Consider the following 25,679-nt stretch of genomic DNA (forward strand, 5'->3'; position numbering starts at 1 on the left):
AGGACTTGGTCTGGCGGGATCCCGAACCTCAACAGGCTTAAGGCACTTCCAGGAAAAATGCGTAACGGTTTTCCGTTCGGAAGTGCCTCGCTTCAAAGTCGGAGCATTTCGCGATCAGCCGCCGCGGCGCTTGTTGCGCACCTCGTCATAGGGGATGCGGAAGACCTTGTCGTCGAGCGCGATGCCGGTCCGGACGTTGAAGATCATCACCGACGTGTCTTTCTTCTGCGCGTCGGTGATCGTCCACTGCCGCAGATTGTAGCTCTTCGGGTCGAACATCATCGTGATGGTCGAATCTCCGAAGATGGAGCGGTCGCCGAGTACGATGGTGATGAGGTCCGCTTCCACCCTCACGTCGCGTACCATCCTGCTTCTCAAGTCGATCCTTTCGCTGAGCAACAGATTGAGCGGGGTCTTCGAGAGCGGATAGATATCCCAGGTCTTGAGCTTCATATTGCCGATGACGACGGACTTGCCGTCGGCGATGACCCGCATCGGCGAGGGTGCTTCGTAATTGAAGCGGATGCGTCCCGGCCGGCGGATATAGAACTTGCCGCCCGTCTGTTCGCCGCGCGGGCCGAACTGGACGAATTCGCCGGCCATCGTCTTCACGGACGAGAAATGATCGGCGATCCTCTGGGCAACGGCGGACGCCTGAGCCGAAGCGTCGCCCGCGCCGAACGTCGTGGCGCCGAAGCCGGCGAGGGCCGCCAGGCCGCCAACGAAGACGCGCCGCGAGATTGCCCCGTTGCGGCCGTCGGTTTTGGTCTCCATCATCGCAGTCTCCTTCATTCGTGATCATTTGAAGGGCAAGTGGGGCGCCTTCAAGGCGTTGGAAAACCCCGAAAACACGACGCCTTCAAATGACCGTTACCGCCTGCCGCGCGCTGATCACGCCGCTGTGGCGCTGTCTTACCGGCCGGTGATCTCAGCCTCGGTCGGCACCAGTATCTCGCGCTTTCCGGCGTGGTTCGCGGGGCTGATGATGCCTTCCTGCTCCATCCGCTCGATCAGCGAGGCGGCCCTATTATAGCCGATACCGAGGCGCCGCTGCACGTAGGAGGTCGAAGCCTTGCCGTCGCGCAGCACGATCGCCACCGCCTGATCGTACGGGTCCTCGGAATCGGCGAGGTTGGAGGTGCCGGCCGGACCGCCGCCATCATTCTCGTCCTCGTCGTCCTCGGTGATCGCGTCGAGATATTGCGGCACGCCTTGCGTCTTCAGATAGGCAACGACCTCTTCGACCTCGGTGTCAGAGACGAAGGGTCCGTGCACGCGCTGGATACGGCCACCGCCGGCCATGTAGAGCATGTCGCCCATGCCCAGGAGCTGTTCGGCTCCCTGTTCGCCGAGGATGGTGCGGCTGTCGATCTTGGAGGTCACCTGGAAGGAGATGCGCGTCGGGAAGTTCGCCTTGATCGTACCGGTGATGACGTCGACCGAGGGACGCTGCGTCGCCATGATGACGTGGATGCCGGCGGCGCGCGCCATCTGGGCGAGCCGCTGGACGGCGCCTTCGATATCCTTGCCGGCGACCATCATCAGGTCGGCCATCTCATCGATGATGACGACGATATAGGGCATCGGCGAAAGGTCGAATTCCTCCGTCTCGTAGACGGCCTCGCCGGTCTGGCGGTCGAAGCCGGTCTGGACGGTGCGCGTGATCGCCTCGCCCTTGGCCAGCGCCTGCTCGACGCGGCTGTTGAAGCCGTCGATGTTGCGCACGCCGATCTTCGACATCTTCTTGTAGCGCTCTTCCATCTCGCGCACGGTCCATTTCAGCGCCACGACCGCCTTCTTGGGGTCGGTCACGACCGGCGAGAGAAGGTGCGGGATGCCGTCATAGACGGAGAGTTCGAGCATCTTCGGATCGATCATGATGAGGCGGCACTGATCGGGTCTCAGCCGGTAGAGCAGCGACAGGATCATGGTGTTGATCGCCACAGACTTGCCCGATCCGGTGGTGCCGGCGACGAGCAGATGCGGCATCTTGGCGAGATCGGCAACGACGGATTCGCCGCCGATCGTCTTGCCGAGCGCCATGGCGAGCTTCGTCTTGGTCGTCTCGAAGTCGCGGGAGCCGATCAATTCGCGCAGATAGACCATCTCGCGCCGCTGGTTCGGCAGCTCGATGCCGATGGCGTTGCGGCCGGGAACGACGGCGACGCGTGCGGCGATCGCGCTCATGGAACGGGCGATGTCGTCGGCGAGACCGATGACCCGCGACGATTTGATCCCGGGCGCCGGTTCCAGCTCATAGAGGGTGACGACGGGGCCGGGGCGGACATGGATGATCTCGCCCTTGACGCCGAAATCCTCGAGAACGCCTTCGAGCATGCGGGCGTTCTGCTCGAGCGCATCGGCCGAAAGCGAGGCATCGCGCGCGACATTCTTCGGCTCGGCAAGGAAGTGGATCGGCGGAAGCGTGAAATCGCCGTCTTCATCGACGAACGAGCGCTGCGCCTCGCGCTCGACGCGCTGCCCGGCTTTCGGCCGCGGCGGGGCCACGCGCGAGCCCGCCATTGCCAGAGCCGGCTTCGGCGGTGCAGGCCGCGGAGCCCAGTCTGCGGCCACGTCGTCTTCGTCGTCGTCCGGCAGGATGCCGGCAGGCCGTCGCTCGTCGATATCGAAGGGCGGGTCGTCTTCGTCGCCCATGATCGGTGGCGGCGTGACGATGCGGCGCTCGGAACGATCGAGCGAGGGCTCGATACGGCCGGCCTGCGCCTTCGGCCGGACCGGCTCGTTCAATGTGCCGAATTCGTCGTTGTTGAAGTCGTAGGGCTCGTCATACTGACGCTTCGCCGGCTTTGCTCCCATGCCGAAGGCGCGGCGCAGCCTCGCCTGCGCCGTGTAGCGCATATGGGCGAGCGACCCCATCAGCACAGTAAGAGGGCCTTCTTCGTCTTCCTCTTCGAGTTCGTCGCGTATGGTGCGCGCCTTGCTGGGTGCGGGCTCCGGCGCCGGTTCCGCCTCTTCATCCTCGCTGACGCCGATGAGGCCGGCGCTGTAGACGAGGCACCAGGCGGCTGGTGCGGTGAAGAGGCAGGCGAGGACGGTCGCGAAGGTGCCCGTCGGGAAGGTTCCGGTGAAGAGCGCCGGAAAACGCAGGATCATGTCGCCGAAGACGCCTCCGAGGCCGTTCGGCAACGGCCAGGTGATCGGCGCCGGAACGCAGCTCAAGGCCGCGCTCGCCAGCACCGAGCCGGCGAACCACAGGCCGAGCCGCTTGAGCACCTTGTCGAAATGCGTGCCCCGGATGAGAACGAGAGCCCAGGCGACGGCCGGGAGCAGCGCCACGACGCTCGCAAGGCCGAAGAACTGCATGAAGATATCCGCGAAGACGGCGCCGCCATAGCCGAGCAGGTTGGTCGGCTCGTTCGAAGTTGCATAGGAAAAGCTCGGATCCGCGACGTTCCATGTCGAAAGGGCAGCAATGGCGAGTGCCAGCGCACCGACGAGAACGAACCCCGCCAGCGAGGCGATCTGCCGCCAGACGAAGTGGGTCAGCACGAACCGGTTGGAACGGCTGTCAAGCGTTGCGGTATTGCTTCTGCTCATGTTGCCTGCTTTGCCCGTTTCGATCCGCCGGAACGAGAGCGCGCGAGAAGGCCGCCCATGAATATTCCAGCCCTTTTGGTGAGGAGCAGCCTTCTCACCCTCAATCCGGGCGAAAAGCGGGATGCTCCGGGCACTTTGCGTGCCCATGGAATCAACCTAAGCGAAGTAGGGTTAATGTGACATTAACCATGCGCGTGTGCCGGAAAAATTGCGGTTGGGATGCGTATGCAGCGCAAAAAAAAGCCCGGATCGCGAGATCCGGGCCAAGGGCGATCCGCAGGATGCGGACCGCGACGGGACTGTTGGCGGCGCCGTTTGACGACGCTGCTCAGCTCGCGTGATAGGCGGCTTCGCCATGCGAGGAGAGGTCGAGCCCTTCCCGCTCCGCTTCCATCGATACGCGAAGGCCGACAAGCGCATCGACCACCTTGTAGAGGATGGCGGAAACGACACCGCACCAGACGATCGTGATGGCGACGGCCGTGATCTGGGTCATCAGCTGGCTTCCCATGGTCACGCCGTCGGCATAGCCGATGCCGCCGAGCGAGGAGGAGGCGAAGACGCCGGTCGCGATCGCGCCGAAGAAGCCGCCGACGCCGTGCACGCCGAAGACGTCTGCCGTGTCGTCATAGTGGAACTTGTTCTTGATCACCGAGACGAAGAAGTAGCAGAGCGGCGAGACGATCAGGCCCATGATGATCGCGCCCATCGGACCGGCGATACCGGCCGCCGGCGTGACGGCGACGAGCCCGGCGATCATGCCCGAAGCGGCGCCGAGCATCGACGCCTTGCCGCGCGTCAGCGTCTCGACGAGCGACCACGAAAGGACTGCGGCAGCCGTTGCGAGGAAGGTGTTGACGGTGGCGAGAACCGCACCGCCGGAGGCTTCGAGATTGGAGCCGGCGTTAAAGCCGAACCATCCGAACCACAGCATGGCAGCGCCGACGAGCGTCAGGGTCATGGAATGCGGGGCCATCATGTCACGGCCGTAGCCGGTGCGCTTGCCGACCATGAATGCACCGACGAGGCCGGCGACGCCGGCATTGATGTGGACCACGGTGCCGCCGGCGAAATCGAGCGCGCCCATGCCGAAGAGCAGGCCGTTTGCGTCCCAGACCATGTGCGCGATCGGGAAATAGACGAATGTCGCCCAGAGGATGGCGAAGAGGATCGCGGCCGAGAACTTGATGCGCTCGGCAAAGGCGCCGACGATGAGTGCCGGGGTGATCGCGGCGAAGGTCATCTGGAACAGCATGAACAGATACTCCGGAATGACGACGCCATCGGAGAAGGTCGCCGCGGTGCTGTCGACGGTCACGCCCGCGAGGAAGAGCTTGGCGAAGCCGCCGAAATAGGCGCTCGTCGAGCCGCCGAAGGCGAAGGAATAACCGTAGACGACCCAGACGATCATCATGGCGGCGCCGATCACCGTGCACTGCATCAGCACCGACAGCATGTTCTTGGCGCGCACGAGGCCGCCGTAGAATAGGGCGAGGCCCGGGATCAGCATGAACAGGACGAGAAGCGTCGAAAGGAACATGAAGGTGGTGTCGGCCTTGTCCGGCACCGGTGTTGCGGCCGCGGCGGGCGCGGCTTCCTGGGCAAATGCAACGACCGGCGCGAGCATCGCGGCAGCGGTCGCTCCCACGCGTCGAAGAGAGGTGGAAAGGGTGAATGACGACATCGAAAATAGCTCCCTGAACGGCGTGGTTTACAACGCTTCTGAGTCGGTCTCGCCGGTGCGGATGCGCACGGCATGGTCAATCGAGTAGACGAAGATCTTGCCGTCGCCGATCTGGCCGGTCTTGGCGGCCGAAGCGATGGCTTCGACGGCCCTGTCGACGATCTCCGTCGCGACCGCGATCTCGACCTTCAGCTTAGGCAGAAAGCTCACGGCATATTCGGTGCCGCGGTAAATCTCGGTGTGTCCCTTTTGGCGGCCGTAGCCCTTCACTTCGGTCACGGTCAAACCCTGGATGCCAACGGCAGTGAGGGCTTCGCGAACCTCATCGAGCTTGAACGGCTTGATAATGGCCATCACAATTTTCATCGAGTTCCCATCCTTGTCTGCCTCCAGCGGAGGCCGTCTCTCCTTGCTGCTTGAGCGCCTGACGCGCTGGCAACCGGAAAGCTACATTCAAGGGGCGTGCCAGATTCGATGAGGCAGAACAAACCACTGAAAACTAATGGAAAAAACACGTCCGGCGAGGGGGCTGCCGCGGAACGCTAAAAACACGCCAGTCGGAATGATTAAAATATAAGCAGAATCCGAAAAATGGCAAAAATTTACGCAATTGCCTTTTTGCGGATCAATCCTTCCTGCGCGACAGAGGCGATCAGAACGCCCGAGCGGTCGAAAAGGCTGCCGCGGGTCATTCCGCGGGCGCCGTGCGCGCTGGGGCTGTCCTGGGTATAGAGCAGCCAATCGTCCATTTTCGAGGGCCGGTGGAACCACATGGCGTGGTCGAGGCTGGCCACCTGGAGGCTGCGGTCGTAGACCGATGTGCCGTGTGCGTAAAGAGACGTGTCGAGGAGCGTCATGTCGGAGAGATAGGCGAGGACGGCGGCCTGGAGATGGCGCTCGTCCGGCACCGTCCCGACCGCTTTCACCCATACGTCCTGCTTCGGGGATGCCTTCGCGCGCGAGAAATAGTGTTCGAGCGAGACGGGCCGGATTTCGATCGGCCGCGGCCGCTCCCAATAGCGGCGGATCGCCTCCGGTGCGTGGACGAGAAACTTCTCCTTGAGTTCCTGCTCTCCCGGCAGCGTCTCCGGCATCGGCACGTCCGGCATGTCGAACTGGTGCTCGAAGCCATCCTCGTCGTACTGGAAGGAGGCAGACATGGCGAAGATGGCCTTGCCGTGCTGGATCGCCACCACGCGCCGCGTCGCGAAGCTCGAGCCGTCGCGGATCCGGTCGACCTCGTAGATGATCGGAACGGAAGGGTCGCCCGGACGCATGAAATAGGCGTGCAGCGAGTGAACGTAGCGGCCCCCGTCGACCGTGCGCTGGGCGGCGACCAGCGCCTGGCCGATCACCTGGCCGCCGAAGACCCGCTGCCAGCCGACCTGCGGGCTCAAGCCCCGGAAGAGGTTTTCCTCGAGCTTCTCGAGGTCGAGTATCGCAAGGAGCGCATCCATGGGCGTGGCGGTCTCGGTAGGGCGCGACATTTCGGCGGTCTCCGATGGTAGGAACGGCGTTGGCATTGATCTATATAGGCACGAGATGATGCTTCAAGTGCGACGGGAGACGAGGCGGATGATCGACGTTCTGATTGCCGGGGGCGGCTATGTCGGCCTCTCGCTTGCCGTATCGCTGAAAAAGGCGGCCCCCCATCTCGATGTCATGGTCGTCGATGCCGCGCCGGAAGGCGTGTGGACGAAGGACGAACGGGCATCGGCCGTCGCCGCCGCTGCCGAGCGGATGCTCGACGTCCTCGGCGTCTGGCAGGCGATCGCGCCCGAGGCCGAGCCGATCCTCAGGATGGTGATCACCGATTCGAAGACGGCCGATCCGGTCCGACCGGTCTTCCTTACATTCGAGGGCGGGGGCGAGGATAATGGCGGCGACGGCCGCCCCTTCGCCCATATGGTGCCGAATACGGCGCTCGTCGGTGCGCTGCGCCGCGCCTGCGACGAACTCGGCGTTTCGATCCGGCAGTCGACCGTGGTGGAGCTCTTCAAGAGCGGAGATCATTCCGTCGCCGTCACTCTGGCGGGCGGCGAGACGATCGAGGCGCGGCTGCTGGTCGCCTGCGACGGCGTTCGTTCGAGGCTGCGCGAGGCGGCGGGCATCAAGGCCGTCGAGTTCGATTACGGCCAGTCGGGCATCGTCACCACCGTCGAGCACGAGCGTCCGCATGGCGGGACGGCGGAGGAGCATTTCCTGCCTGCCGGTCCCTTCGCGACGCTGCCGCTCAAGAACAACCGTTCCTCGCTCGTCTGGACCGAGAGCACCTATGATGCCGAGCGTCTGGTCAAGGAGGACGATTTCATCTTCGAGGAGGAACTGGAGCGCCGTTTCGGCCATAAGCTCGGCCGTCTCAAGGTGGTCGGCGGCCGGCGTGCCTTCCCGCTCGGCCTCACGCTTGCCCGCGACTTCGTCGCACCGCGTTTCGCGCTCGCCGGGGATGCCGCGCACGGCATCCACCCGATTTCCGGCCAGGGACTCAATCTCGGCTTCAAGGATGTCGCGGCCCTCGCCGAAACGATCGTCGAGGCGGACCGCCTCGGCCTCGATATCGGCTCGCTCGCGGTTCTGGAGCGCTACCAGACGTGGCGGCGCTTCGATACCTTCCGGATGGGCGTTACGACGGACGTCCTCAACCGGCTCTTCTCCAACGACATCATGCCCGTGCGGGTCGTGCGCGACCTCGGCCTCGGCCTCGTCGATCGCCTGCCGTCGCTCAAGAAGTTCTTCATCCGCCAGGCGGCGGGCACTCCCGGGAGAACCGATCCGCGGCTGCTCGCCGGCGAGCCGATTTGAACGCAACCGTTCGTGCCTCTGTCCGCCCCTCATCCGCCTACCGGCACCTTCTCCCCGCAGGCGGGGAGAAGGGACAAGCGGCGCCAACTGAACCCCGCATTCACCGCCCGCCCGAGGGAGCGAGCGGGCGCGGCATATCCCTTCTCCCCGCAGGCGGCAGGGCTGTCCGGGGAAAGTTCCGGGTGAATCGAAATGTCGCAGGCGCATGCCCCGTCAGACGGCGTTTTTCCGTCTATTTTCTGGTTGTCGAGACTCAGAAAAGGAGACGGAGCATGCGGTTCACCCCTAGCATTTTCGCCCAGCTGCTGAAAGCGATTGATCGCCGCAGCTTTCAGGCGATTGTGGATCGTCATGCCGGGGATGCCTACGACAAGTGCTTTACCAGCTGGGATCATCTGGTGGCACTGATCTATGCCCAGTTGAGCGCCACGACCAGCCTGCGCGGGTTGGAGGCGAGCTTCAACGCCAACAGTCAGCATCATTACCATCTCGGCAGTGGCCGGCTGATGCGCTCGACGCTGTCGGACGCCAACCGCCGCCGCCCGGTCGCCGTCTTCGCCGAGACCTTCGCGCTTCTGGCCGGTCAGCTCGACCGGCAGACGCGCCGGGAGGGCACCAAGATGCTGCGGCTGATCGATTCGACCCCGATACCGCTGGGTAAGCTGTACGATTGGGCCAAGTCGAACGGCCGCATCCGCGGCATGAAGCTGCATGTCGTCTATGATCCCAAGGCCGATTGTCCAGGCATCCTCGACATCACCGACGCCAACGTCAACGACGCCCAGATCGGCCGCACGATCACCATCGAAAAGGGCGCAACCTATGTCTTCGACAAGGGCTACTGCCATTACGGCTGGTGGACGGCGATCGCCGAAGCCGGCGCCAGTTTCGTCACCCGGCCGAAGACCAACATGGGACTGGCTTTGGTCGCTGAACGCCCCGTTGAGCAACCTCAAGGCGATGGCTTCCTGGTCCTCGAAGACAGCCAGGTCAGCCTCGCCAGCAAGGGCGATTCCAAGCTGCCGATCGGCTTGCGCCGGGTAATCGTCAAGCGCCAGGACGGCGATACGATCACGCTTCTGACCAACGACCTCGAGCGCTCCGCCGTCGAGATCGGCCAGCTCTATAAGGATCGCTGGCAGATCGAGCTTCTGTTCCGCTGGATCAAACAGCACCTCAAGATCCGCAAGTTCCTCGGCAACAACGACAACGCCATCCGCCTGCAGATCTTCGCGGCGATGATCGCCTATGCACTGTTGCGCATCGCCGCCCGCCTCGCCCGCGTCCCTCTACCGATCCTGCGCTTCACCGACCTCGTCACCCAGTGCCTGTTCCAGCGCAAAAGCATCGCCGAAATCCACAAGCCGCCGCAGGTCAATCCAAGCCGACCAAAACCCCGGACCATCCCAAACCAAATGGTCTTCCGCTATGCATGAATTTTCCCCGGACAGCCCTGCCGCCTGCGGGGAGAAGGTGGCGGCAGCCGGTTGAGGGGCAATCCCGACCGAGCGGGGTTGAGGCGGTTGGGTTCCCGAGGGATCCCTTTCATGAGCAGTATCCGCCGCACCGGCGCGACAAGCGGCAAACGCATCAATCCCCTCTTCCCGCATGCGGGGAGAGGGTTAGTCCTCGGGTTGAACCCGAGGAGAAGGGCAAATCCCCGCGTGGGGGTTAACCCGAAGAGGGGCAAACCACGAAGCTCAGGCAGCCTGGCCGCACCGAAACGTCGACCCTCAATCCTCGATCTTGCGCGCCTCGGAGACCAGCATGATCGGCACACCGTCGCGGATCGGATAGGCGAGGCGGGCCTTTTCGGACACCAGTTCGTTGGCTTCCGGATCGTAGCTGAGGCGGCCCTTGGTCAGAGGGCAGACGAGCAGTTCCAGGAGTTTCGGATCGACCTTGCTGGCGTTGATGTCCATCGCTCTTTTCATTGCAGAATATTGTCGAGGTCGCCGAAGTTGCGGGCGAGCACGATCTCGGTGATGGCGATCAGCGTTTCGGCCCGCGTTTTCAGGTCGGGAGCCTCCAGCAACGCCTGCTTCTCCGCCGGTCCATAGGGCGACATCATTGCCATGGAGTTGACGAGGGTACGATTGCTGGCGCGTTCCACGCTTTCCCAGTCGGCTTCGAGCTTGTTGGCGTCGAGATAGGCCCGGAAGGCTGCGAGGAGCGCCTCCCGGTCGACGAGGCTCTCATCGTCCGGACTTTCGAGATCGCTCCCGAACGGGCCGATGCGGAAACGGCGATAGCCGCGGCAGCCGGCCACCTCTGCGAAAAGCCGGAAGCGGCACACGCCGGTGAGAGAGGTGATGTAGCGGCCGTCGCCGGTCTCGGCGAAAGAGGTGATCCGGCCGATGCAGCCTACCTGGCAAAGCGCCGGCACAGACGAAGCGTCGATGTCGTTGCGGCCTTCCGCGAAGGAGGGCTGAACGATGCCGATCAGCCGGTTGCCGGCGAGCGCATCGTCGAACATGGCGAGATAGCGCGGTTCGAAGATGTTGAGCGGGAGCTGTGCGCCGGGAAGCAGAAGCGCGCCCGTCAAGGGAAACACCGGAAGAATCTCCGGTAAGTCCTTCGGACCGAGATAGCGCGCATTTCCGACATGCATTCCGACAGATCCTGCAGATAGCGGCCGCGCCTTATCGAGGCGCGGTGCCGTAGGACCAAAAAATGGTGCGGCCCTTCGAAATCTCAAGGGAGAAATACACCGGAATCGATCGGGTGGGGCTGAAAAATTCGACGCGAAGGCCGCTTACGAAAAGAGAATCGACGACAGCTTGCGCCGCGCGGCGATCGTTGCCGGGTCCTTCGGGCCCCATACCTCGAAGAACGACAGCAGTTCGCGCCGGGCGCCGTCGTCCTCGAAGCTGCGGTCGCGTTTCATGATCGTCAGGAGATGTTCGGCGGCGGCGGTGCGGTCGCCCTCGACATTGCGGAGCTTGGCGAGCTTGAGCCGTGCCGCGTGGTCGTCCGGATCGAGCGCGAGCTGGCGCTCCAGCGCGGCCGGGTCGCCGAGCTTGCGGGCCTCCTCGATCTGGTCGAGCTTTTTCGAGACGGCGGCGACGGCCGCTTCCCCGGCAAGCGCTTCCGGCAGACCGGAAAGCGCCTGGCGCGCCTCGGCGACCTGCCCGAGCGCAATCATGCATTCGATCATGCCGGCGACAGCCGCGGCGTTTTCCGGGTCGGCCTGGAGAACGGCACCGTAGAGACCGGCGGCGTTCTGCGCGTCGCCTGCATCGATCAGCGCCTTGGCGTCGGCAAGCACGCTCTCGATCTCGGCCTTGCCGTTGTCTGCGGCCGGACCGGCAATTCGATCGATGAACTCCTTGATCTGGCTCTCGGGCACGGCGCCCATGAAGCCATCGACCGGACGCCCGTCGATAAAGGCGATCACCGCGGGAATGGACTGGATGCCGAGTTGGCCGGCGATCGATGGATGGTCGTCGATGTTCATCTTGACGAGCTTCACCCGGCCGGCGGCTTCCCTCACCACCTTCTCGATGACGGGGGTCAGTTGTTTGCAGGGCCCGCACCAGGGCGCCCAGAAATCCACGAGCACCGGCTGCTGGCGCGATGCCTCGAGCACGTCGCGGGTAAAGGCGGCGGTTGTCGTCTCCCTGATCAGGTCGTCCGGGGTCAGGTCGTTCGGGCCGCTCGCGGCGCTTGCCGGCTGTCCGCCGAACGAGGCCGAGCCCGTCATCTGTGTGCCGAAGGAACCTTGATAGGGATTGTCGCTACCGCTCATTCTTCTCTCCTCGCGGACTTGGGCGTCCGGCTTCATGCATTCGCGCCAAAGATCGTATGTCAGGCCGTCACTTTCAAGACAAGCGGCTCGTGCCCGGTTGCCTCCATGAAGCGCAGCATGTCCTTCGACGCGATCGAGGTCGTCCGGTCGTTCGAGAGCGAATGGCAGTTGATCGTCTCGAACGCCATCAGCGTCTCGTCGAGAATGATCTTCACCTTGCCCTCGGTGTCGTTGATCGCGCCGAAGGCGGTGACGGCGCCCGGTATCACGCCCAGATATTCCATCAGCTTGTCCGGCTTGCCGAAGGAGACCTTGCTTGCCGCGCCGATGGTCTGATGAACGGTCTTCAGGTCCACCGTCGCGTGTTCCTCGACGGTCAGAAGGAAATAATTGTCCTTTTTGTCCTTCAGGAACAGGTTTTTTGTATGTCCGCCGGGGATTTCATCGCGCAGCGCCACCGATTCGGCGACCGTGAAGACCGGGGCGTGCCGCTTCGTCCTGTGTTCGATCCCGAGTTCGTCGAGAAAACGGAAGAGATCTTCCGCAGTCTTCGGCTCAGCCTTGTTCATGGTCATCCTTTCCGCCGTCGCGATCTTCTCTCGGCCTGCTTTAAGGAGGAGCGAGACGTTCCGCAATCTCATGCGCGGCGCAGCGCAACCGGAAACGCGGCATTCCCGGCCTTCGAATGCACTCGCGAAAAAATTCTTGGCGTTCGCGTCATTTCCCTGTTGCATTTGAAAAGGGCTTGGGCCATATAGCGCCCGTCGCCGCAACACGGGGCGACACCCCTGGTCCATCGACTACCCCCGGGCCTGGGTCTTATGAGCGGGTGTAGCTCAGGGGTAGAGCACAACCTTGCCAAGGTTGGGGTCGGGCGTTCGAATCGCCTCACCCGCTCCAAATTCTTCGGACAATTCAGCAGGTTGATGAGCCCTTCGGGCGTTTTCCGTTTCGCACGGCCGTGCCGTGCAGCGGCGTTTGTCCATGCTTTCCGCGCGCCGGAGCGCGCTTTGCCGGCCTCCCTCAGAGCTGTGAGCATGCAGACCGGTGCAGCTGGCCCCAAAGCTGAAGCAATATTGCGAGCTCCTTTCTCGCCGCCGGTTTGCCGCATAGCCTTTGCGGACATACATCCGCAAAGGCTGCCAATAGCTCTCTACTATCCCACGACGGCCGGGTTCGCGCAGCATGCCATGAAGCCGTCGGTGATGACGTCCTTGGGAAGGTTGCGGCCGATGAAGACGAGGCGCGAGACGCGCTCTTCGCCCTCCTTCCAGGGGCGCTGGTGGTCGCCTTCCACCAGCATGTGGACGCCCTGGACGACATAGCGGTCGGTGTCGCCGGCAAAGGCGATGATGCCCTTCATCCGCAGCATGTCCGTGCCGAAGGCCCGGGCGGTCGTCTGGAGCCAGCGGAAGAATTTTTCCGGGTCTACGGGTCGGCGTTCGACCAGTGAAAAACTGGCGACATGGTCGTCATGCTCGTGATCGTGGTCCGCTTCGAGAAAGTCGGGCTCGACCTCGAGAATGCGGTCGAGATCGAAGGCATTGCGATCGAGCAGGCTGGCGATCTCGAGATTGCAGCGCTGCGTCTTGAGAATGCCGGCCGTCGGATTGATGCGGCGGATGCGATCTTCCACGGCCTGCAGGCCTTCGGGCGATACGAGATCGGTCTTGTTGAGGATGATCGTGTCGGCGAAGGCCAATTGCTCCTGCGCTTCATGTGCGCGGTCGATCTCGCCGAGAAGGTGCTTGGCATCGACAACGGTAATGATGGAGTCGAGCCGTGTCTTGGAGCGGACATCCTCGTCGACGAAGAAAGTCTGGGCGACCGGCGCGGGGTCGGCGAGGCCCGTCGTCTCTATCAGGATGCCGTCGAACCGCTCGCGCCTCCGCATCAGCGCTTCGATGATGCGGATCAGGTCCCCGCGCACCGTGCAGCAGATGCAGCCATTGTTCATTTCGAACACCTCCTCGTCGGCATCGACGATGAGATCGTTATCGATGCCGACCTCGCCGAACTCGTTGACGATGACCGCGAATTTCTTGCCATGCGGCTCGGAGAGGATGCGGTTGAGAAGTGTGGTCTTTCCTGCTCCGAGATAGCCGGTAAGGACGGTGACGGGGGTGGGGGCAAGCTGATCGGGCATTGGCGAGAACCTCACTGTCGCATGGACGGCCGGAGGCTATGTTCCGGCTTCATGGATACGTTATTACATTTCGCTTCATAAACGTAATAACGTAACATAGCCGGGGTTTGTCAAGTCCGATCCCGGCGCTGAAAAGCTGAGGTTCTCTTTCTTTCCTCGCCCGCAGCCGAATTCGTCACCGGTATCACGCTGCCGGTGGATGCCGGCGTCGGTTAGCGGCGGGATGGAGCGTTTCACTGTTCGATGAAACGGTGAAACTGAAAGTGCTCCAACGGCCTCCGCCTTGCTTCAGTTCTTCGTGAAAACGTAATCCGTTTCCTGCCGGAGCGTTTCGCCCGGTCTCAGCACCGCCTTCGGGAAACCTTCGTGGTTCACCGCATCGGGCCAGATCTGCGTTTCGAGGCAGAAGCCGGCGAAGGGGCCGTAACGGCGGCCTTCGAGGCCGGGAACCGGTACGTCGAGCTTTTCTCCGGTATAGAGCTGCACGCCGGGCTCCGTCGTCAGCACTTCCAGCGACACACCGGAATTGATGCTGCGTACGAGCGCCACGGAGCGCTTCTGCACGCGCTCCGGCGAGAGGCAGAAATTGTGGTCATAGGCGATTCCGCCGCCGTCCAGCTGCCTTCCAAGCGAGGTCATTTCGCGCAGATCGAAGGCGGTGCCGGCAACGGGGCGGATCTCGCCCGTCGGAATCTGCCGCTCGTCGGTGGGCAGGTAGTGGTCTGCCGCGATCATGATGTCGTGGCCGAATGCGTCCGAGCCGCCGTCGAGGTTGAAATAGCTGTGCTGGCAGACATTGGCGAGGGTCGGCGCGTCGGTCTCAGTTTCGTAGACGACGTTGAGCGTGCCGCCCGGTTTCAGCGTATAGGTGCAGGTGATCGTGCAATTGCCCGGGTAGCCGGCACGGCCGTCCGGATCGGTGATCTCGAGCGTTACGCTGTCTTCAGCCCGCCTGCGGATCGACCAGTTGCGCTTGGCGATATTGTCGCTGCCGCCGTGGAGATGCGTGGCGCCGCTCTCGTTGAGCTCGAGCTGATAGGCCTTGCCTTCGAGCGCGAAGCGGCCGGCGCCGATGCGGTTGGCGTTGCGGCCGGGGGTGGCGCCGAAATAGGAGGAATGGGCCGGATAGCTTTCGAAATTCTCGAAGCCGAGCACGAGCGGGGCTGCATGTCCTTCGAGCCGCAGGTCCTGTATGACCGAGCCCCAGGTGATCACCGACGCCGTCAGCCCGCCGCCCTTAAGCGTCACGCGCTGTACGGGCTCGCCGGAGGGCAGGTGGCCGAAGATTTCCGTGTCTGTTCCCATGCATCTCCCCATTTCCGCGAGTCGGCGTCAACCTGCTGCATTTCCGCCGAGGCGGCAACCGGAAAGTCATACTTTTTGCTTCAACGCTCTCCGGTTCCGATCTTCGCCAGCTCGTAGGGCGTCGTCTGGTAGATCTCGTTGATCCAGTTGCCGAAGAAGAGGTGTGCATGGCTGCGCCAGCGGTTCTGCGGCGGAAGTGCGGAGTCATTGTGCGGGAAATAGTCGTGCGGCAGCTTGATCGGCACGCCGGCATCGACGTCGCGGAAATATTCCTCCGACAGGGACGTCGAATCATATTCGACGTGATTGAACATGTAGAGCCGGTTGCCTTTCTTCTCGTGTACGAGGCAGACGCCCACTTCCTTGGATTCCATCAGGATTTCGAGATCCGGCACCCGGTCGATATCGGCGCGGCGCACCTCGGTCCAGCGCGAAACGGGAACGGCGAAATCGTCGGAAAAGCCGTTCAGATAGACCGAAGAGGGCTGCAAGTTCTGATGGCGGTAGACGCCGAAGGCCTTTTCCTTCAACGGATATTTCGGAACCCCGTGGAAATGGTAGACCGCAGCCATCCCGCCCCAGCAGACGTTCAGCGTCGAATGGACGTTGGTCGTCGTCCAGTCGAAGATGCGCTGCAACTCCTTCCAGTAGGTGACCTCTTCGTATTCGAGCGTCTCGATCGGCGCGCCGGTGATGATGAACCCGTCGAACTTGCGGGCCTCCACCTCCTCGAAGGTCTCGTAAAAGGCGAGCAGATGCTCTTCGGGCGTGTTCTTCGGCCGGTGGCCGTTGACGCGGACCAGCGTCAATTCGACCTGAAGCGGCGTGGCGCCGATCAGCCGCGCCATCTGGATCTCGGTCTTGATCTTGTTGGGCATGAGGTTCAAGAGCCCGATCTGCAGCGGCCGTATGTCCTGGCGGATCGCCTCGGTCTCGGTCATCAGCCGCACACCCTCGTGAACGAGAGTTTCGAAGGCGGGCAGCGTATCGGGTATCTTGATGGGCATGGGCGTCCACTCGATCGAATACAAAAAAACCGGCGGCGAAACGATCGCGACCGGTCCTCGGAAATCCATTGTTCCCTCGGCCCTTTAGCGACTTCTTTAACGTGGCTGCAAGCCGGCCGGCCAAATCACCACGGATCATTTGATAGCGCGAGGAGGACCGCGCGGTCAATGAAAAAGGATTCGACGGCGTCTAGGCGGCCCCTCATCCCGCTGCCGCGACCTTCTCCCCGCAAGCGGGGCGAAGGGATGAGCGGCACTCTTCCAGTCCCCCGCGCCCTGCTTGCGGGAGATTGGGTCATGGTGAGGGGGCAGCCCTTGTCCGTCGTTCTGCCTTATCCCCGAAACGCAGTGACCTCGATCTCGATCAGCATTTCCGGGCGGATGAGGTCGCAGACGATCATCGTTGCGGCCGGGCGGATCTCGCCGAAGGTCTCGCCGAAGATCGGGAAGACGCGGTCGGCAAAGCTCGCATCGGTGACGTAGTAGTGGTTGCGCACGACGTCCGACAGCGAGAAGCCGGCTTCCTTCAGGGCGCCTTCGATCGTCTTCAGGCAGTTGCGCGCCTGCTCCTCCACCGTTTCCGGCATGGTCATGGTCGCATAGTCGTAGCCGGTCGTGCCGGAGACGAAGCACCAGTCGCCTTTCGCGACGGCACGCGAATAGCCTGCCGTCTTTTCGAAAGGCGAGCCGGACGAGATGAGCTTGCGGGTCATCCGGCAGCTCAGGCCCAGGGGCGGGAAGCGGCGGTCGCCTTCTCGTAATTGTCGATGGAACCGCCCTTTTCGAGCGTGAGGCCGATATCGTCGAGGCCGTTCAGCAGGCAGTGGCGCTTGAAGGCATCGACCTCGAACTTGATCGAGCCGCCGTCCGGACCGGTGATCTCCTGCGCTTCGAGATCGACCGTGAGAATGGCATTGGAGCCGCGGCTGGCGTCATCCATCAGCTTGTCGAGGTCTTCCTGGCTGACGACGATGGGCAGGATGCCGTTCTTGAAACAGTTGTTGTAGAAGATGTCGGCGAAGGAGGTCGAAATGACGCAGCGGATGCCGAAATCGAGAAGCGCCCAAGGCGCATGCTCGCGCGAGGAGCCGCAGCCGAAATTGTCGCCTGCGACGAGAATCTTGGCGTTCTGGTAGGCAGGCTTGTTGAGGACGAAGTCCGGATTGGGGGTGCCATCCTCGTTGTAGCGCGCCTCGGCGAAAAGCCCCGTGCCGAGACCGGTGCGCTTGATCGTCTTCAGGTAATCCTTCGGAATGATCATGTCCGTGTCGATGTTGACGACGGGCAGGGGAGCGGCAACGCCGGTGAGCTTGACGAACTTGTCCATGACTTGGCCTTCGATTTCAGCGGAAATGTTCGAGAAGCGTTTAGATCAGTTTTGCGCCGAAATGAAGGAGAATCTGCTTTCATGGAGCGGGAGGCGGGCGGAAAACCGCTTCACAACTTGCCTTATCCCGCTTCGGGCAATCCGATCCTAAAGATCGATGATCGTCCCGCGCCCGTCGTTCCATACCCGCATCTCGCGCTGAGTGCTTCCCGGATTGGCGCGTGCGCGCGCACGAGCCTGCACGGGCCGTCCGTTGAGTTTGGCGGCGATCGCGCTGCCGACGGCAATGATGGCGGCGATCCCGGCGAGCGCCAGGGCCAGCGAGGCGGTGAACACGAAGGCCACGAGCGTGATGGTGATGGCGGCGGCCGTGAAGAGAACAGAGCGGATGCTTTGCATGATTGTCACCTTTCTGTTCGGCATGTGGGTGCTGGCCACGCCGCTTGCAAGAGGGTCCGCTCGTCTCGTCTTGCGCAAAGGTTGAAAGGCAGGCACAACGAACGGCATGACAGGGAACGGCATGAGAGCGATCGACCATCATCCCGTGCGGCTGCGCCGCTCGGTGCTTTCGGTTCCGGCCGACAATCAGCGCGCACTCGCCAAGGCTTGTGAACTGGCGGCGGACGCCGTGATCTTCGACCTCGAGGATTCCGTCTCGCCGGACCGCAAGGCTGCGGCGCGCGATGCCCTCGTCCGGCATCTTGCCGGCAACCGGCCGCAGGGCGAAACGGTCATCCGCGTCAATGCGGCGGGCTCGGGCTTCGGCGAGGCCGATCTCGCAGCGGCTCTTGCCGCGCGGCCCGATGCCATCCTCCTGCCCAAGGTCGAAAGCCCCGCCGATATTCAAGGCGCGCTCGATTGGCTTTCGGAAAGGGATGCGCCGGATGAGCTGAGGCTCTGGGCGATGATCGAGACGCCGCGGGGGGTCGTGAACGGGCCGGCGATCGCCGAGACCGGCCGCACCTCCGGCGGCCGGCTGGACTGCTTCGTCGTCGGGCTGAACGATCTTCGCAAGGAGACGGGCGTGCCCGCCCTTTCGGGCCGGACCTATCTCGTTCCGTGGCTGATGCAGATCCTTCTTGCCGCGCGCGGCAGCGGGCTCGACGCCATCGACGCGGTCTTCAACGATTTCCGCGATCCGGAAGGGTTCGAGGCGGAGTGCCGGCAGGGACGCGACATGGGCTTTGACGGCAAGATGCTGATCCACCCGGCGCAGATCGATGCGGCCAATCGGCATTTCGCCGCGGACGAGGCTGCGGTCGAGGAGGCGCGCGCGATCATCGAGGCCTTTGCCTTGCCGGACAATTCCGGAAAGGGTGTCATCAACCTTCATGGGCGGATGGTCGAGCGCCTCCATCTCGAACAGGCGATGAAGATCGCCGCCAAGGCGGACATCATCGAAAAACGAAAGGCAAAATCTTGAAGCTCTATCGCTTTCTCACCGGCCCCGACGATGCCTCCTTCTGCCACAAGGTGACGGCGTCATTGAACCAGGGGTGGACGCTGCACGGTCCGCCGACCTACGCCTTCAATGCCGACACCCAGCACATGCAGTGCGGCCAGGCGGTGGTGAAGGAAGTGGAGGGCAAGGATTATCATCCCGACATGAAGCTGTCGGAGCAGTAGGGATCGTTTCGGGTCAGACTTGCCCCCGCGCACAGGGATGAGGAAATCAGGCAGGAGCGGCGGGTATCCGAATCTCAACAGGCCTCAGCCGCCCACGTGTTCCACGCTTTCCTCGATCCGCTCCATGTCGTCGTCCGACAGACCGAAATGGTGGCCGATCTCGTGGATCAGCACATGGGTGATGATATCGCCGAGCGTTTCCTCGTTTTCGGCCCAGTAGTCGATGATCGGGCGGCGGTAGAGGGTGATGCGGTTCGGGAACTCCCCGGTTTCCATGGTGAAGCGTTCACCGAGGCCGCGGCCTTCGAACAGGCCCAGCAGGTCGAACGGCGTTTCGAGCGCCATGTCTTCGAAGACATCGTCGCTTGGAAAGTCGGCGATTTCGATCGTGAGATCCGTCGTCAGCTTGCGGAATTCCTCAGGCAGGTGGCTGTAGGCTTCAAACGCGAGCTGTTCGAATACGGTAAGCGACGGTGCGTGGCGTTCCCGCCAATCATCGGTTTGGTCAATGCGGGCCATGGGCACTCCTTGTTGCCCCTCATATAGCGATTTTGCCTTTGTTTTTCGAGTGATGAATTCTATCCCGAGAAGAAAGAGGAATATATTCTCAACATTGGTTGTTGACTCTTGAGGGCAGCTCTGGAATCCATAAGAACATAACATGAACATGCAGATGGAGCTGACCGTCATGGCCGGAAACGCCGTGCAACGGCAAACCGTTCTTTCCCTTCGCGAGACCATTGCGCGGATTGAAGATCGCGGGGTGCCGGGATGCGTCCGGTCGGCCAAGACGGCCGACCCTGCCGGCTTTCGCCGCGGCAAGGAGGAGGCCACGCGCCGCAAGATCCTGCCGCTCGGCGTCCCGCAATTCGATGAGGTCCTCCAGGGCGGGTTGCCGCTCGAGGGCATGATGGAAATCCGCAATGCCGAAACCCGGGATGCGGGCGCGGCCGCCGGTTTCGTGGCGGCGCTTGCGGTGCTCTATCAACGGCAGAAGAAGGAGAATGGCCGTCTGGCCCCGGTCCTTTGGATCAGCCAGACGCTTGCTGCCTGTGAGGCGGGTCAGCCTTATGCGCCGGGCCTCAAGGCCTATGGACTCGATGCCGAGCGCTTCCTCTTCGTTTCGGCGCGCACGGTGAAGGATGCGCTGTGGATCGCAGAGACGGCGCTTTCGGTACCGGTCTTCGCCGTGGTCGTTCTGGAAATCCGCGGCAACCCTGCCTGTCTCGCCCTGAGCGAGAGCCGGCGTCTGCATGTGAGGGCCCGGGCGGGCGGCGTGCCTCTTCTCGTCTTGCGTCAGGCGGGCGAGGAGGAGGCGAGCAGCGCCTTCTTCCGGCTCCAGGTCAAGCCGGCACCGGCCGGCGAACGTCCTCTTCCCGATGGTTCGGTGCTTTGCGGCAGCATCGGCCATCCCGCCTTTCACCTCCTTGTCGAAAAAAGCAGGCGCCAAGCCTCCGACGACATCTTTCTCGAATGGAACGCCCATGACCGCCGCTTCTACTCACTCGATGAGCGCCGGAGCGCCGCTCTTCAGACAAACGATGAGCCAACGGATCCTGTCGATCCACTTTCCGCATCTGCCGACCGACCGCGTCGCGCGCAGCCGATGGGGCGCCTCCTGGCTTTCGCGCGGGCGTCCTGACCATCCGCCCGTCGTCTTCGCCGCCAAGATCGACAATGCCATGCGGCTCGTTGCGCTCGATACTTTTGCAGAGCGTATCGGCCTGAAGCGCGGCCAGGGGGCGGCGGAGGCCCGCGCCATGTGTCCCTCGCTCGACGTGATCGCCGCCGATCCGGCCGCCGACCAGGCCTTCCTGGAGGCGCTTGCCGACTGGTGCGACCGCTATACGCCGCTCGTGGCACTCGACGGCACGGATGGCCTGTTCCTCGACATCACCGGCTGCGCCCATCTTCATGGCGGCGAAAAGGCGCTCATCAGCGATGTCCTGTCGCGTCTTTTCTCTCTCGGCGTCGAGGCGCGGGCGACCGTCTCCTCCGCAGCCGGGCTTTCCTGGGCTGTCACCCGTTACGGCGATGCCGACGTCATTGCGCCCGGGGATGGAGACCCGGTGCTGGCACCCTTGCCGGTCGCCGCGCTGCGATTGCCGGCGGACACCGCGGCCGCACTCGAACGGGTCGGGCTGAAACAGATCGGCGACCTTCTCGAAGCGCCGCGGGCGCCGCTCGCCCGCCGCTTCGGCTCCTCCCTTCTCCTCAGGCTCGATCAGGCGAGGGGCTTCGAGGACGAGCCGCTTTCGCCCCGGCTGCCCGTGCCGAGCTTCTCCGCCGAACGCCGGCTCGCCGAGCCGCTGCAGGACGAGGAACACATTCTCGAACTGACCCGTCACCTCGCCAGGGATGTCCGCTCCTCGCTGGAGCGACATGGCGAAGGCGGGCGGCTCTTCGAGCTCCTCCTGTTCCGCGTCGACGGCCGGGTATTCCGCGTTCGAGCCCATGCGGCCGTGCCCTTGAACGATGCCGTCCGCATCGCCGCCCTCTTTCGCGAGCGGCTGCAGGCGGTTCATGACGATCTCGATGCCGGATATGGTTTCGAAATCGTCCGGCTCTCGGTCCTCAGAAGCGAAAGGCTCGATCCGGCGCAGCAGGATTTTTCCGGCGCCCCCGACGAAAGCCAGCCGCTCGCGGCCTTCGTCGACAAGGTCTCCGCCCGTTTCGGGCCCGGTTGCCTGATGCAGGCGACCCTTGCCGAAAGCCATCTGCCGGAACGGGCGGGCGGATTTGCCGCCGTGACGGACGTGGCCGCGGTCCTGAGGACGGCTGCCCTTGAAGAGAAGGCTTTCCCCGAGAACCGTCCGCTTCGGATTTTCGCGCATCCCGAACCGGTGGAGGCGACGGCGGAAGTGCCCGAGGGTGCGCCGCGCAGCTTCAACTGGCGCAAGACCCGCTACCGCGTCGCCCGTGCCGAAGGGCCGGAGCGCATCGCCGCCGAATGGTGGATCGACGGGGAGGATCATCCGACGCGGGATTATTTCCGGATAGAGGATCAGGAGGGCCGCCGCTTCTGGCTGTTTCGCGAAGGTCTCTACGGAAGGGAGACCGCCTCGCCCCGCTGGTTCATGCACGGAGTTTTCGCATGAGCGCGGATGCTGTCTTCTGCGAGCTCGGTGCGCGCACGAATTTCTCCTTTCTCGAAGGGGCGGCGCCGGCCGAGGAGATGGTCGTATTCGCCAAGAAGGCGGGGCTTGCCGGTCTCGGCATTGCCGACCGCAACAGCGTCGCCGGCGTCGTCAGGGCTCATGCCAAGGCGAAGGTGGAGGGCTATCCCTTCCAGCCGGGCGCCCGCCTGGTTTTTGCCGACGGCACGCCGGACATTCTCGCTTATCCGAAGAACAGGCGGGGCTGGGGGCATCTCTGCCGCCTGCTCAGCGCCGGTAACCTGCGCTCGAAGAAGGGCGACTGCACGCTCCATCTCGCCGACCTGCTCGAATGGCAGGAGGAGCTTCTTCTGATCGTCATGCAAGGCGAAGGGCGGCCGGAACCGGAGAGCCTGGAAGTGCTGCTCGGGACATTGAAGGAGCATGCGGGCAACCGGCTCTATCTCGGACTGGCGCCGCATTATGACGGTTTCGACCGGCATGATTTTGCCGTTCTGGCCGCAATTGCCCGAAAGGCCGGCATCGGGTTGCTCGCCACCAATGACGCGCTCTATCACGATCCGCATTACAGGCCGCTCGCGGATGTCGTCACCTCCATCCGGGAGCATGTGCCGATCGCCGGCGCCGGTTTCCTTCTGCAGAAGAATGCCGAAAGGCATCTGAAGGGCCCAAGGGAAATGGCCAGGCTTTTCAGCGACTATCCCGAGGCGATCGCCAATACCCGGAAATTTTTCCGCGAGCTCGCCTTCAGCCTCGACGAGCTCAGCCACCAATATCCGGATGAAAACGCCGATGGCGAGACGCCCGCCGAAAGCTTGCGGCGGCTCGTCGCGGAAGGTGCGGCGGAGCGCTATCCCGAAGGCGTGCCGGAAAAGGTGATGCGCCAGATCGACTATGAGCTCGAGCTCATCCACGACAAGAAATACGAGCCTTATTTCCTGACCGTCCACAAGCTCGTGAAATTTGCCCGCAGCGTGAATATTCTCTGCCAGGGGCGGGGCTCGGCGGCCAATTCCTCGGTCTGCTTCTGCCTCGGCATCACCGATGTCGATCCGCAGAAATTCACCCTGCTGTTCGACCGATTCCTGTCGAAGGATCGCGACGAGCCGCCCGATATCGATGTCGACTTCGAGCACGAGCGGCGCGAAGAGGTGATCCAGTATATCTACAGGACTTACGGCAAGGAGCATGCGGGCCTGACCGCCGCGGTGATCAGCTATCGCTCGCGCTCCGCCGGGCGCGAGGTCGCCAAGGCCTTCGGCCTTTCGGAAGACGTTCAATCGGCTCTCGTCAGTTCGATCTGGGGCTGGGGCACCTCGCCTTTCACCGAGGAGCAGGCGAAAGGGGCGGGGCTCGACGCGGCGGACCCTCTCACCAGGCGCGTGCTTGCCTATGCCAGTCTGCTCATGAATTTTCCGCGCCACCTCTCGCAGCATGTGGGCGGCTTCGTGATTACCCGCGACAGGCTCGACGAGGTCGTGCCGATCATGAACACGGCCATGCCCGACCGCTACATGATCGAATGGGACAAGGACGATCTCGATGAGCTGAAGATACTGAAGGTCGACGTGCTGGCGCTCGGCATGCTGACCTGCCTTGCCAAGGGTTTCAAGCTTCTGGAAGCGCATTACGGCGAGCCGATAACGCTGGCCGAAATCTACCAGGATCATCGGGACGCGGTTTACGACATGATCTGCCGCGCCGATACGGTCGGCGTCTTCCAGATCGAAAGCCGGGCGCAGATGAGCATGCTGCCGCGCCTGCAGCCGCGCGAAATGTACGATCTGGTGATCGAGGTAGCGATCGTTCGCCCCGGCCCCATCCAGGGCAATATGGTGCATCCCTATCTGAAACGGCGCGAAGCCCAGCGCAGGGGCGAGGCGGTCGTGTATCCCAGCCCGGAGTTGAAGGCGGTCCTGGAAAGGACGCTGGGCGTGCCGCTGTTCCAGGAGCAGGCGATGCAGATCGCGATCACAGCGGCCGGTTTTTCGCCCAGCGAGGCCGACCGCCTGCGCCGCGCCATGGCCACCTTCAAGCGGACCGGTACGATCCACACCTTCGAGCGGAAGATGGTGGAGGGCATGGTCGCGAATGACTACGAGAGGGAATTCGCCGAGCGCTGCTTCAACCAGATCAAGGGATTCGGCGAATACGGCTTCCCCGAAAGCCATGCTGCCTCCTTCGCCTCTCTCGTCTATGCCTCGGCCTGGCTCAAGACCTATTATCCGGACATCTTCTGCGCCGCGCTCCTGAACGCACAGCCGATGGGTTTCTATGCGCCGGCGCAACTGGTGCGCGATGCCCGTGAACACGGGGTCAGAATGCTGCCGGTCGATATCAATCATTCGGATTGGGATGCCCTGCTCGAAGGCGAGGGCGCCTTCGACAAGAATGCTGTCCACCCGCGCCACGCCAGCATGCGGGAGGTGATCAAAACCCGGAAGGCCGTGCGGCTGGGCTTCCGGCTGGTCAAGGGCCTGAAGCAGACGGATATGAAGGCGCTCGTCGCGCGCCGGGGGGAGGGATACCGCTCCGTTCATGACCTGTGGCTTCGATCAGGGCTCTCCCGCTCCGTTCTGGAGCGTCTTGCGGATGCCGATGCCTTCCGGTCGATAGGCCTCGACCGGCGGGCGGCCCTCTGGGCGGTAAAGGCGCTCGACGAGCAGTCGGCGGTGGAGCGATTGCCGCTTTTCGAGGGGGCGGGTTCCGACGATCTGCAGATCGAGCCCAAGGTCGCTCTTCCCGATATGCCGGCAGGCGAACAGGTCATTCATGACTATCGCACCCTGACGCTCTCCCTGAAGGCGCACCCCGTTTCCTTCATGCGGGAGGATTTTTCGCGAATGGGTATCCTGCGCAGCCGGGATCTGGCGGCAACCGCAACTGGAAGATGGGTGACGGTGGCAGGCCTTGTACTGGTCAGGCAGCGGCCGGGCTCTGCCAATGGCGTCATCTTCATGACGATCGAGGACGAAACAGGGATCGCCAATATCATCGTCTGGGAAAAGACGTTCCAGAAATACCGGCGGCAGGTCATGGGATCGCGGCTTGTGAAAGTCCGCGGCCGCTTACAGAACCAGAGCGGCGTCATTCACGTGGTCGCCGATCATCTGGAGGATATAACGCCGATGCTTGGCCTGCTGCGCCGGGAGGCGCGGCGTTTCGGCGTCAACGACCGCGCGGACGGGGCCTTGCGGCCGAGCGCGGACGCCCGCGAAAAGAAAAAACTCCGGCAATTGCGCCTGGGCCTGCCCGCTCGCGCAGCGCCGGAGGGCGAGGCGGCCGCCCAGGTCGCGGAGGTCATGCCGAAGGGGCGCAATTTTCATTGAGCCCCAGTCGTTACGCGCATCGAAGTCCGCC

Annotated in this window: 23 protein-coding genes, 1 tRNA gene and 1 riboswitch; of the genes, 8 read left to right on the forward strand and 16 right to left on the reverse strand. The window is 63.2% G+C overall.

Annotated features, from left to right (window positions below):
• Positions 1-114: 114 nt before the first annotated feature.
• From JOH52_RS07190 to tesB, 5 genes are all read right to left on the reverse strand, one after another.
• On the reverse strand, positions 115-777 hold the full coding sequence (locus JOH52_RS07190) for an outer membrane lipoprotein carrier protein LolA (protein WP_003529654.1): 663 nt from the start codon (positions 775-777) through the stop codon (positions 115-117).
• A gap of 135 nt (positions 778-912) precedes the next feature.
• Positions 913-3,558, reverse strand: coding sequence for an FtsK/SpoIIIE family DNA translocase (locus JOH52_RS07195; RefSeq protein WP_010970484.1), 2,646 nt, complete (start codon positions 3,556-3,558; stop codon positions 913-915).
• A gap of 328 nt (positions 3,559-3,886) precedes the next feature.
• Positions 3,887-5,242 (reverse strand): ammonium transporter, encoded by a 1,356-nt coding sequence (locus tag JOH52_RS07200; protein WP_010970483.1) that lies wholly within the window; start codon positions 5,240-5,242, stop codon positions 3,887-3,889.
• A gap of 27 nt (positions 5,243-5,269) precedes the next feature.
• On the reverse strand, positions 5,270-5,608 hold the full coding sequence (locus JOH52_RS07205; protein ID WP_003529649.1) for a P-II family nitrogen regulator: 339 nt from the start codon (positions 5,606-5,608) through the stop codon (positions 5,270-5,272).
• Positions 5,609-5,844: 236 nt separating this feature from the next.
• Positions 5,845-6,729, reverse strand: a complete 885-nt coding sequence (gene tesB / locus JOH52_RS07210; RefSeq protein WP_010970482.1) for an acyl-CoA thioesterase II — start codon at positions 6,727-6,729, stop codon at positions 5,845-5,847.
• Between the two features lie 58 nt (positions 6,730-6,787).
• Between tesB and JOH52_RS07215 the strand changes: the two genes are divergently transcribed.
• Together JOH52_RS07215 and JOH52_RS07220 are read left to right on the forward strand one after the other, a co-directional pair.
• A complete protein-coding gene (locus tag JOH52_RS07215; RefSeq protein WP_080561043.1) occupies positions 6,788-8,044 on the forward strand; it encodes a ubiquinone biosynthesis hydroxylase in 1,257 nt (418 codons plus the stop codon).
• Between the two features lie 272 nt (positions 8,045-8,316).
• Positions 8,317-9,480: an IS4-like element ISRm16 family transposase gene (locus JOH52_RS07220; protein WP_003537933.1), complete on the forward strand. Its 1,164-nt coding sequence runs from the start codon at positions 8,317-8,319 to the stop codon at positions 9,478-9,480.
• Between the two features lie 297 nt (positions 9,481-9,777).
• On the opposite strand, the gene JOH52_RS07225 is transcribed toward JOH52_RS07220, so the two are convergent.
• The 4 genes from JOH52_RS07225 to JOH52_RS07240 form a co-directional block, all read right to left on the reverse strand.
• The gene (locus JOH52_RS07225) at positions 9,778-9,966 is read right to left on the reverse strand and encodes a Trm112 family protein (protein ID WP_003537577.1); all 189 of its coding nucleotides are present in this window, start codon (positions 9,964-9,966) and stop codon (positions 9,778-9,780) included.
• A gap of 8 nt (positions 9,967-9,974) precedes the next feature.
• Positions 9,975-10,655 carry an LON peptidase substrate-binding domain-containing protein gene (locus JOH52_RS07230; protein ID WP_010970480.1) on the reverse strand — a complete coding sequence of 227 codons (681 nt, stop codon included), beginning with the start codon at positions 10,653-10,655 and terminating at the stop codon, positions 9,975-9,977.
• 144 nt (positions 10,656-10,799) lie between these two features.
• Positions 10,800-11,792, reverse strand: a complete 993-nt coding sequence (trxA, locus tag JOH52_RS07235; protein ID WP_010970479.1) for a thioredoxin — start codon at positions 11,790-11,792, stop codon at positions 10,800-10,802.
• A 59-nt stretch (positions 11,793-11,851) separates the two neighbouring features.
• Positions 11,852-12,361, reverse strand: a complete 510-nt coding sequence (locus tag JOH52_RS07240; protein WP_013844917.1) for a prolyl-tRNA synthetase associated domain-containing protein — start codon at positions 12,359-12,361, stop codon at positions 11,852-11,854.
• Between the two features lie 256 nt (positions 12,362-12,617).
• Here JOH52_RS07240 and JOH52_RS07245 point away from each other — a divergent pair.
• A tRNA-Gly gene (locus tag JOH52_RS07245) sits at positions 12,618-12,692 on the forward strand.
• Positions 12,693-12,948: 256 nt separating this feature from the next.
• On the opposite strand, the gene JOH52_RS07250 is transcribed toward JOH52_RS07245, so the two are convergent.
• The 6 genes from JOH52_RS07250 to JOH52_RS07275 all read right to left on the reverse strand — a co-directional run bounded on the left by JOH52_RS07250 (position 12,949) and on the right by JOH52_RS07275 (position 17,976).
• Complete coding sequence (locus tag JOH52_RS07250; protein WP_003537568.1) at positions 12,949-13,938, reverse strand: CobW family GTP-binding protein; 990 nt, start codon at positions 13,936-13,938, stop codon at positions 12,949-12,951.
• A gap of 288 nt (positions 13,939-14,226) precedes the next feature.
• On the reverse strand, positions 14,227-15,243 hold the full coding sequence (locus tag JOH52_RS07255; protein ID WP_010970477.1) for an aldose epimerase family protein: 1,017 nt from the start codon (positions 15,241-15,243) through the stop codon (positions 14,227-14,229).
• A gap of 80 nt (positions 15,244-15,323) precedes the next feature.
• Complete coding sequence (gene metA / locus JOH52_RS07260) at positions 15,324-16,319, reverse strand: homoserine O-acetyltransferase MetA (protein WP_010970476.1); 996 nt, start codon at positions 16,317-16,319, stop codon at positions 15,324-15,326.
• A riboswitch (SAM riboswitch) is annotated at positions 16,315-16,392 on the reverse strand. (Overlaps the previous gene by 5 nt.)
• Before the next feature lie 190 nt (positions 16,393-16,582).
• On the reverse strand, positions 16,583-16,963 hold the full coding sequence (locus JOH52_RS07265) for a RidA family protein (protein ID WP_003531294.1): 381 nt from the start codon (positions 16,961-16,963) through the stop codon (positions 16,583-16,585).
• Between the two features lie 8 nt (positions 16,964-16,971).
• Positions 16,972-17,577: a 3-isopropylmalate dehydratase small subunit gene (gene leuD, locus JOH52_RS07270; RefSeq protein ID WP_003531292.1), complete on the reverse strand. Its 606-nt coding sequence runs from the start codon at positions 17,575-17,577 to the stop codon at positions 16,972-16,974.
• Between the two features lie 147 nt (positions 17,578-17,724).
• The gene (locus JOH52_RS07275) at positions 17,725-17,976 is read right to left on the reverse strand and encodes a hypothetical protein (protein ID WP_010970475.1); all 252 of its coding nucleotides are present in this window, start codon (positions 17,974-17,976) and stop codon (positions 17,725-17,727) included.
• Positions 17,977-18,097: 121 nt separating this feature from the next.
• Between JOH52_RS07275 and JOH52_RS07280 the strand changes: the two genes are divergently transcribed.
• Positions 18,098-19,000 carry an HpcH/HpaI aldolase/citrate lyase family protein gene (locus JOH52_RS07280; protein WP_010970474.1) on the forward strand — a complete coding sequence of 301 codons (903 nt, stop codon included), beginning with the start codon at positions 18,098-18,100 and terminating at the stop codon, positions 18,998-19,000.
• Positions 18,997-19,203 (forward strand): DUF1737 domain-containing protein, encoded by a 207-nt coding sequence (locus JOH52_RS07285; protein ID WP_010970473.1) that lies wholly within the window; start codon positions 18,997-18,999, stop codon positions 19,201-19,203. Before JOH52_RS07280 ends, JOH52_RS07285 begins: the two co-directional genes overlap by 4 nt.
• Before the next feature lie 84 nt (positions 19,204-19,287).
• Here the strand turns inward: JOH52_RS07285 and JOH52_RS07290 are convergent, their stop codons facing one another.
• A complete protein-coding gene (locus JOH52_RS07290; RefSeq protein ID WP_003531284.1) occupies positions 19,288-19,722 on the reverse strand; it encodes a metallopeptidase family protein in 435 nt (144 codons plus the stop codon).
• 142 nt (positions 19,723-19,864) lie between these two features.
• Here JOH52_RS07290 and JOH52_RS07295 point away from each other — a divergent pair, with 142 nt between their 5' ends.
• The 3 genes from JOH52_RS07295 to JOH52_RS07305 are packed head-to-tail and all read left to right on the forward strand — an operon-like array spanning position 19,865 to position 25,648.
• The gene (locus tag JOH52_RS07295; RefSeq protein WP_017266097.1) at positions 19,865-20,845 is read left to right on the forward strand and encodes an ImuA family protein; all 981 of its coding nucleotides are present in this window, start codon (positions 19,865-19,867) and stop codon (positions 20,843-20,845) included.
• Entirely contained in the window at positions 20,745-22,301 is a 1,557-nt protein-coding gene (locus tag JOH52_RS07300) for a DUF6504 family protein (protein ID WP_015445679.1), read from the forward strand. The genes JOH52_RS07295 and JOH52_RS07300 overlap by 101 nt, the downstream gene beginning before the upstream one ends.
• Positions 22,298-25,648: an error-prone DNA polymerase gene (locus JOH52_RS07305; RefSeq protein ID WP_013844914.1), complete on the forward strand. Its 3,351-nt coding sequence runs from the start codon at positions 22,298-22,300 to the stop codon at positions 25,646-25,648. Before JOH52_RS07300 ends, JOH52_RS07305 begins: the two co-directional genes overlap by 4 nt.
• Positions 25,649-25,679: the final 31 nt, after the last annotated feature.

It is taken from the genome of Sinorhizobium meliloti (genome assembly GCF_017876815.1).
In the GTDB taxonomy this organism is placed as follows: Bacteria; Pseudomonadota; Alphaproteobacteria; order Rhizobiales; family Rhizobiaceae; genus Sinorhizobium; species Sinorhizobium meliloti.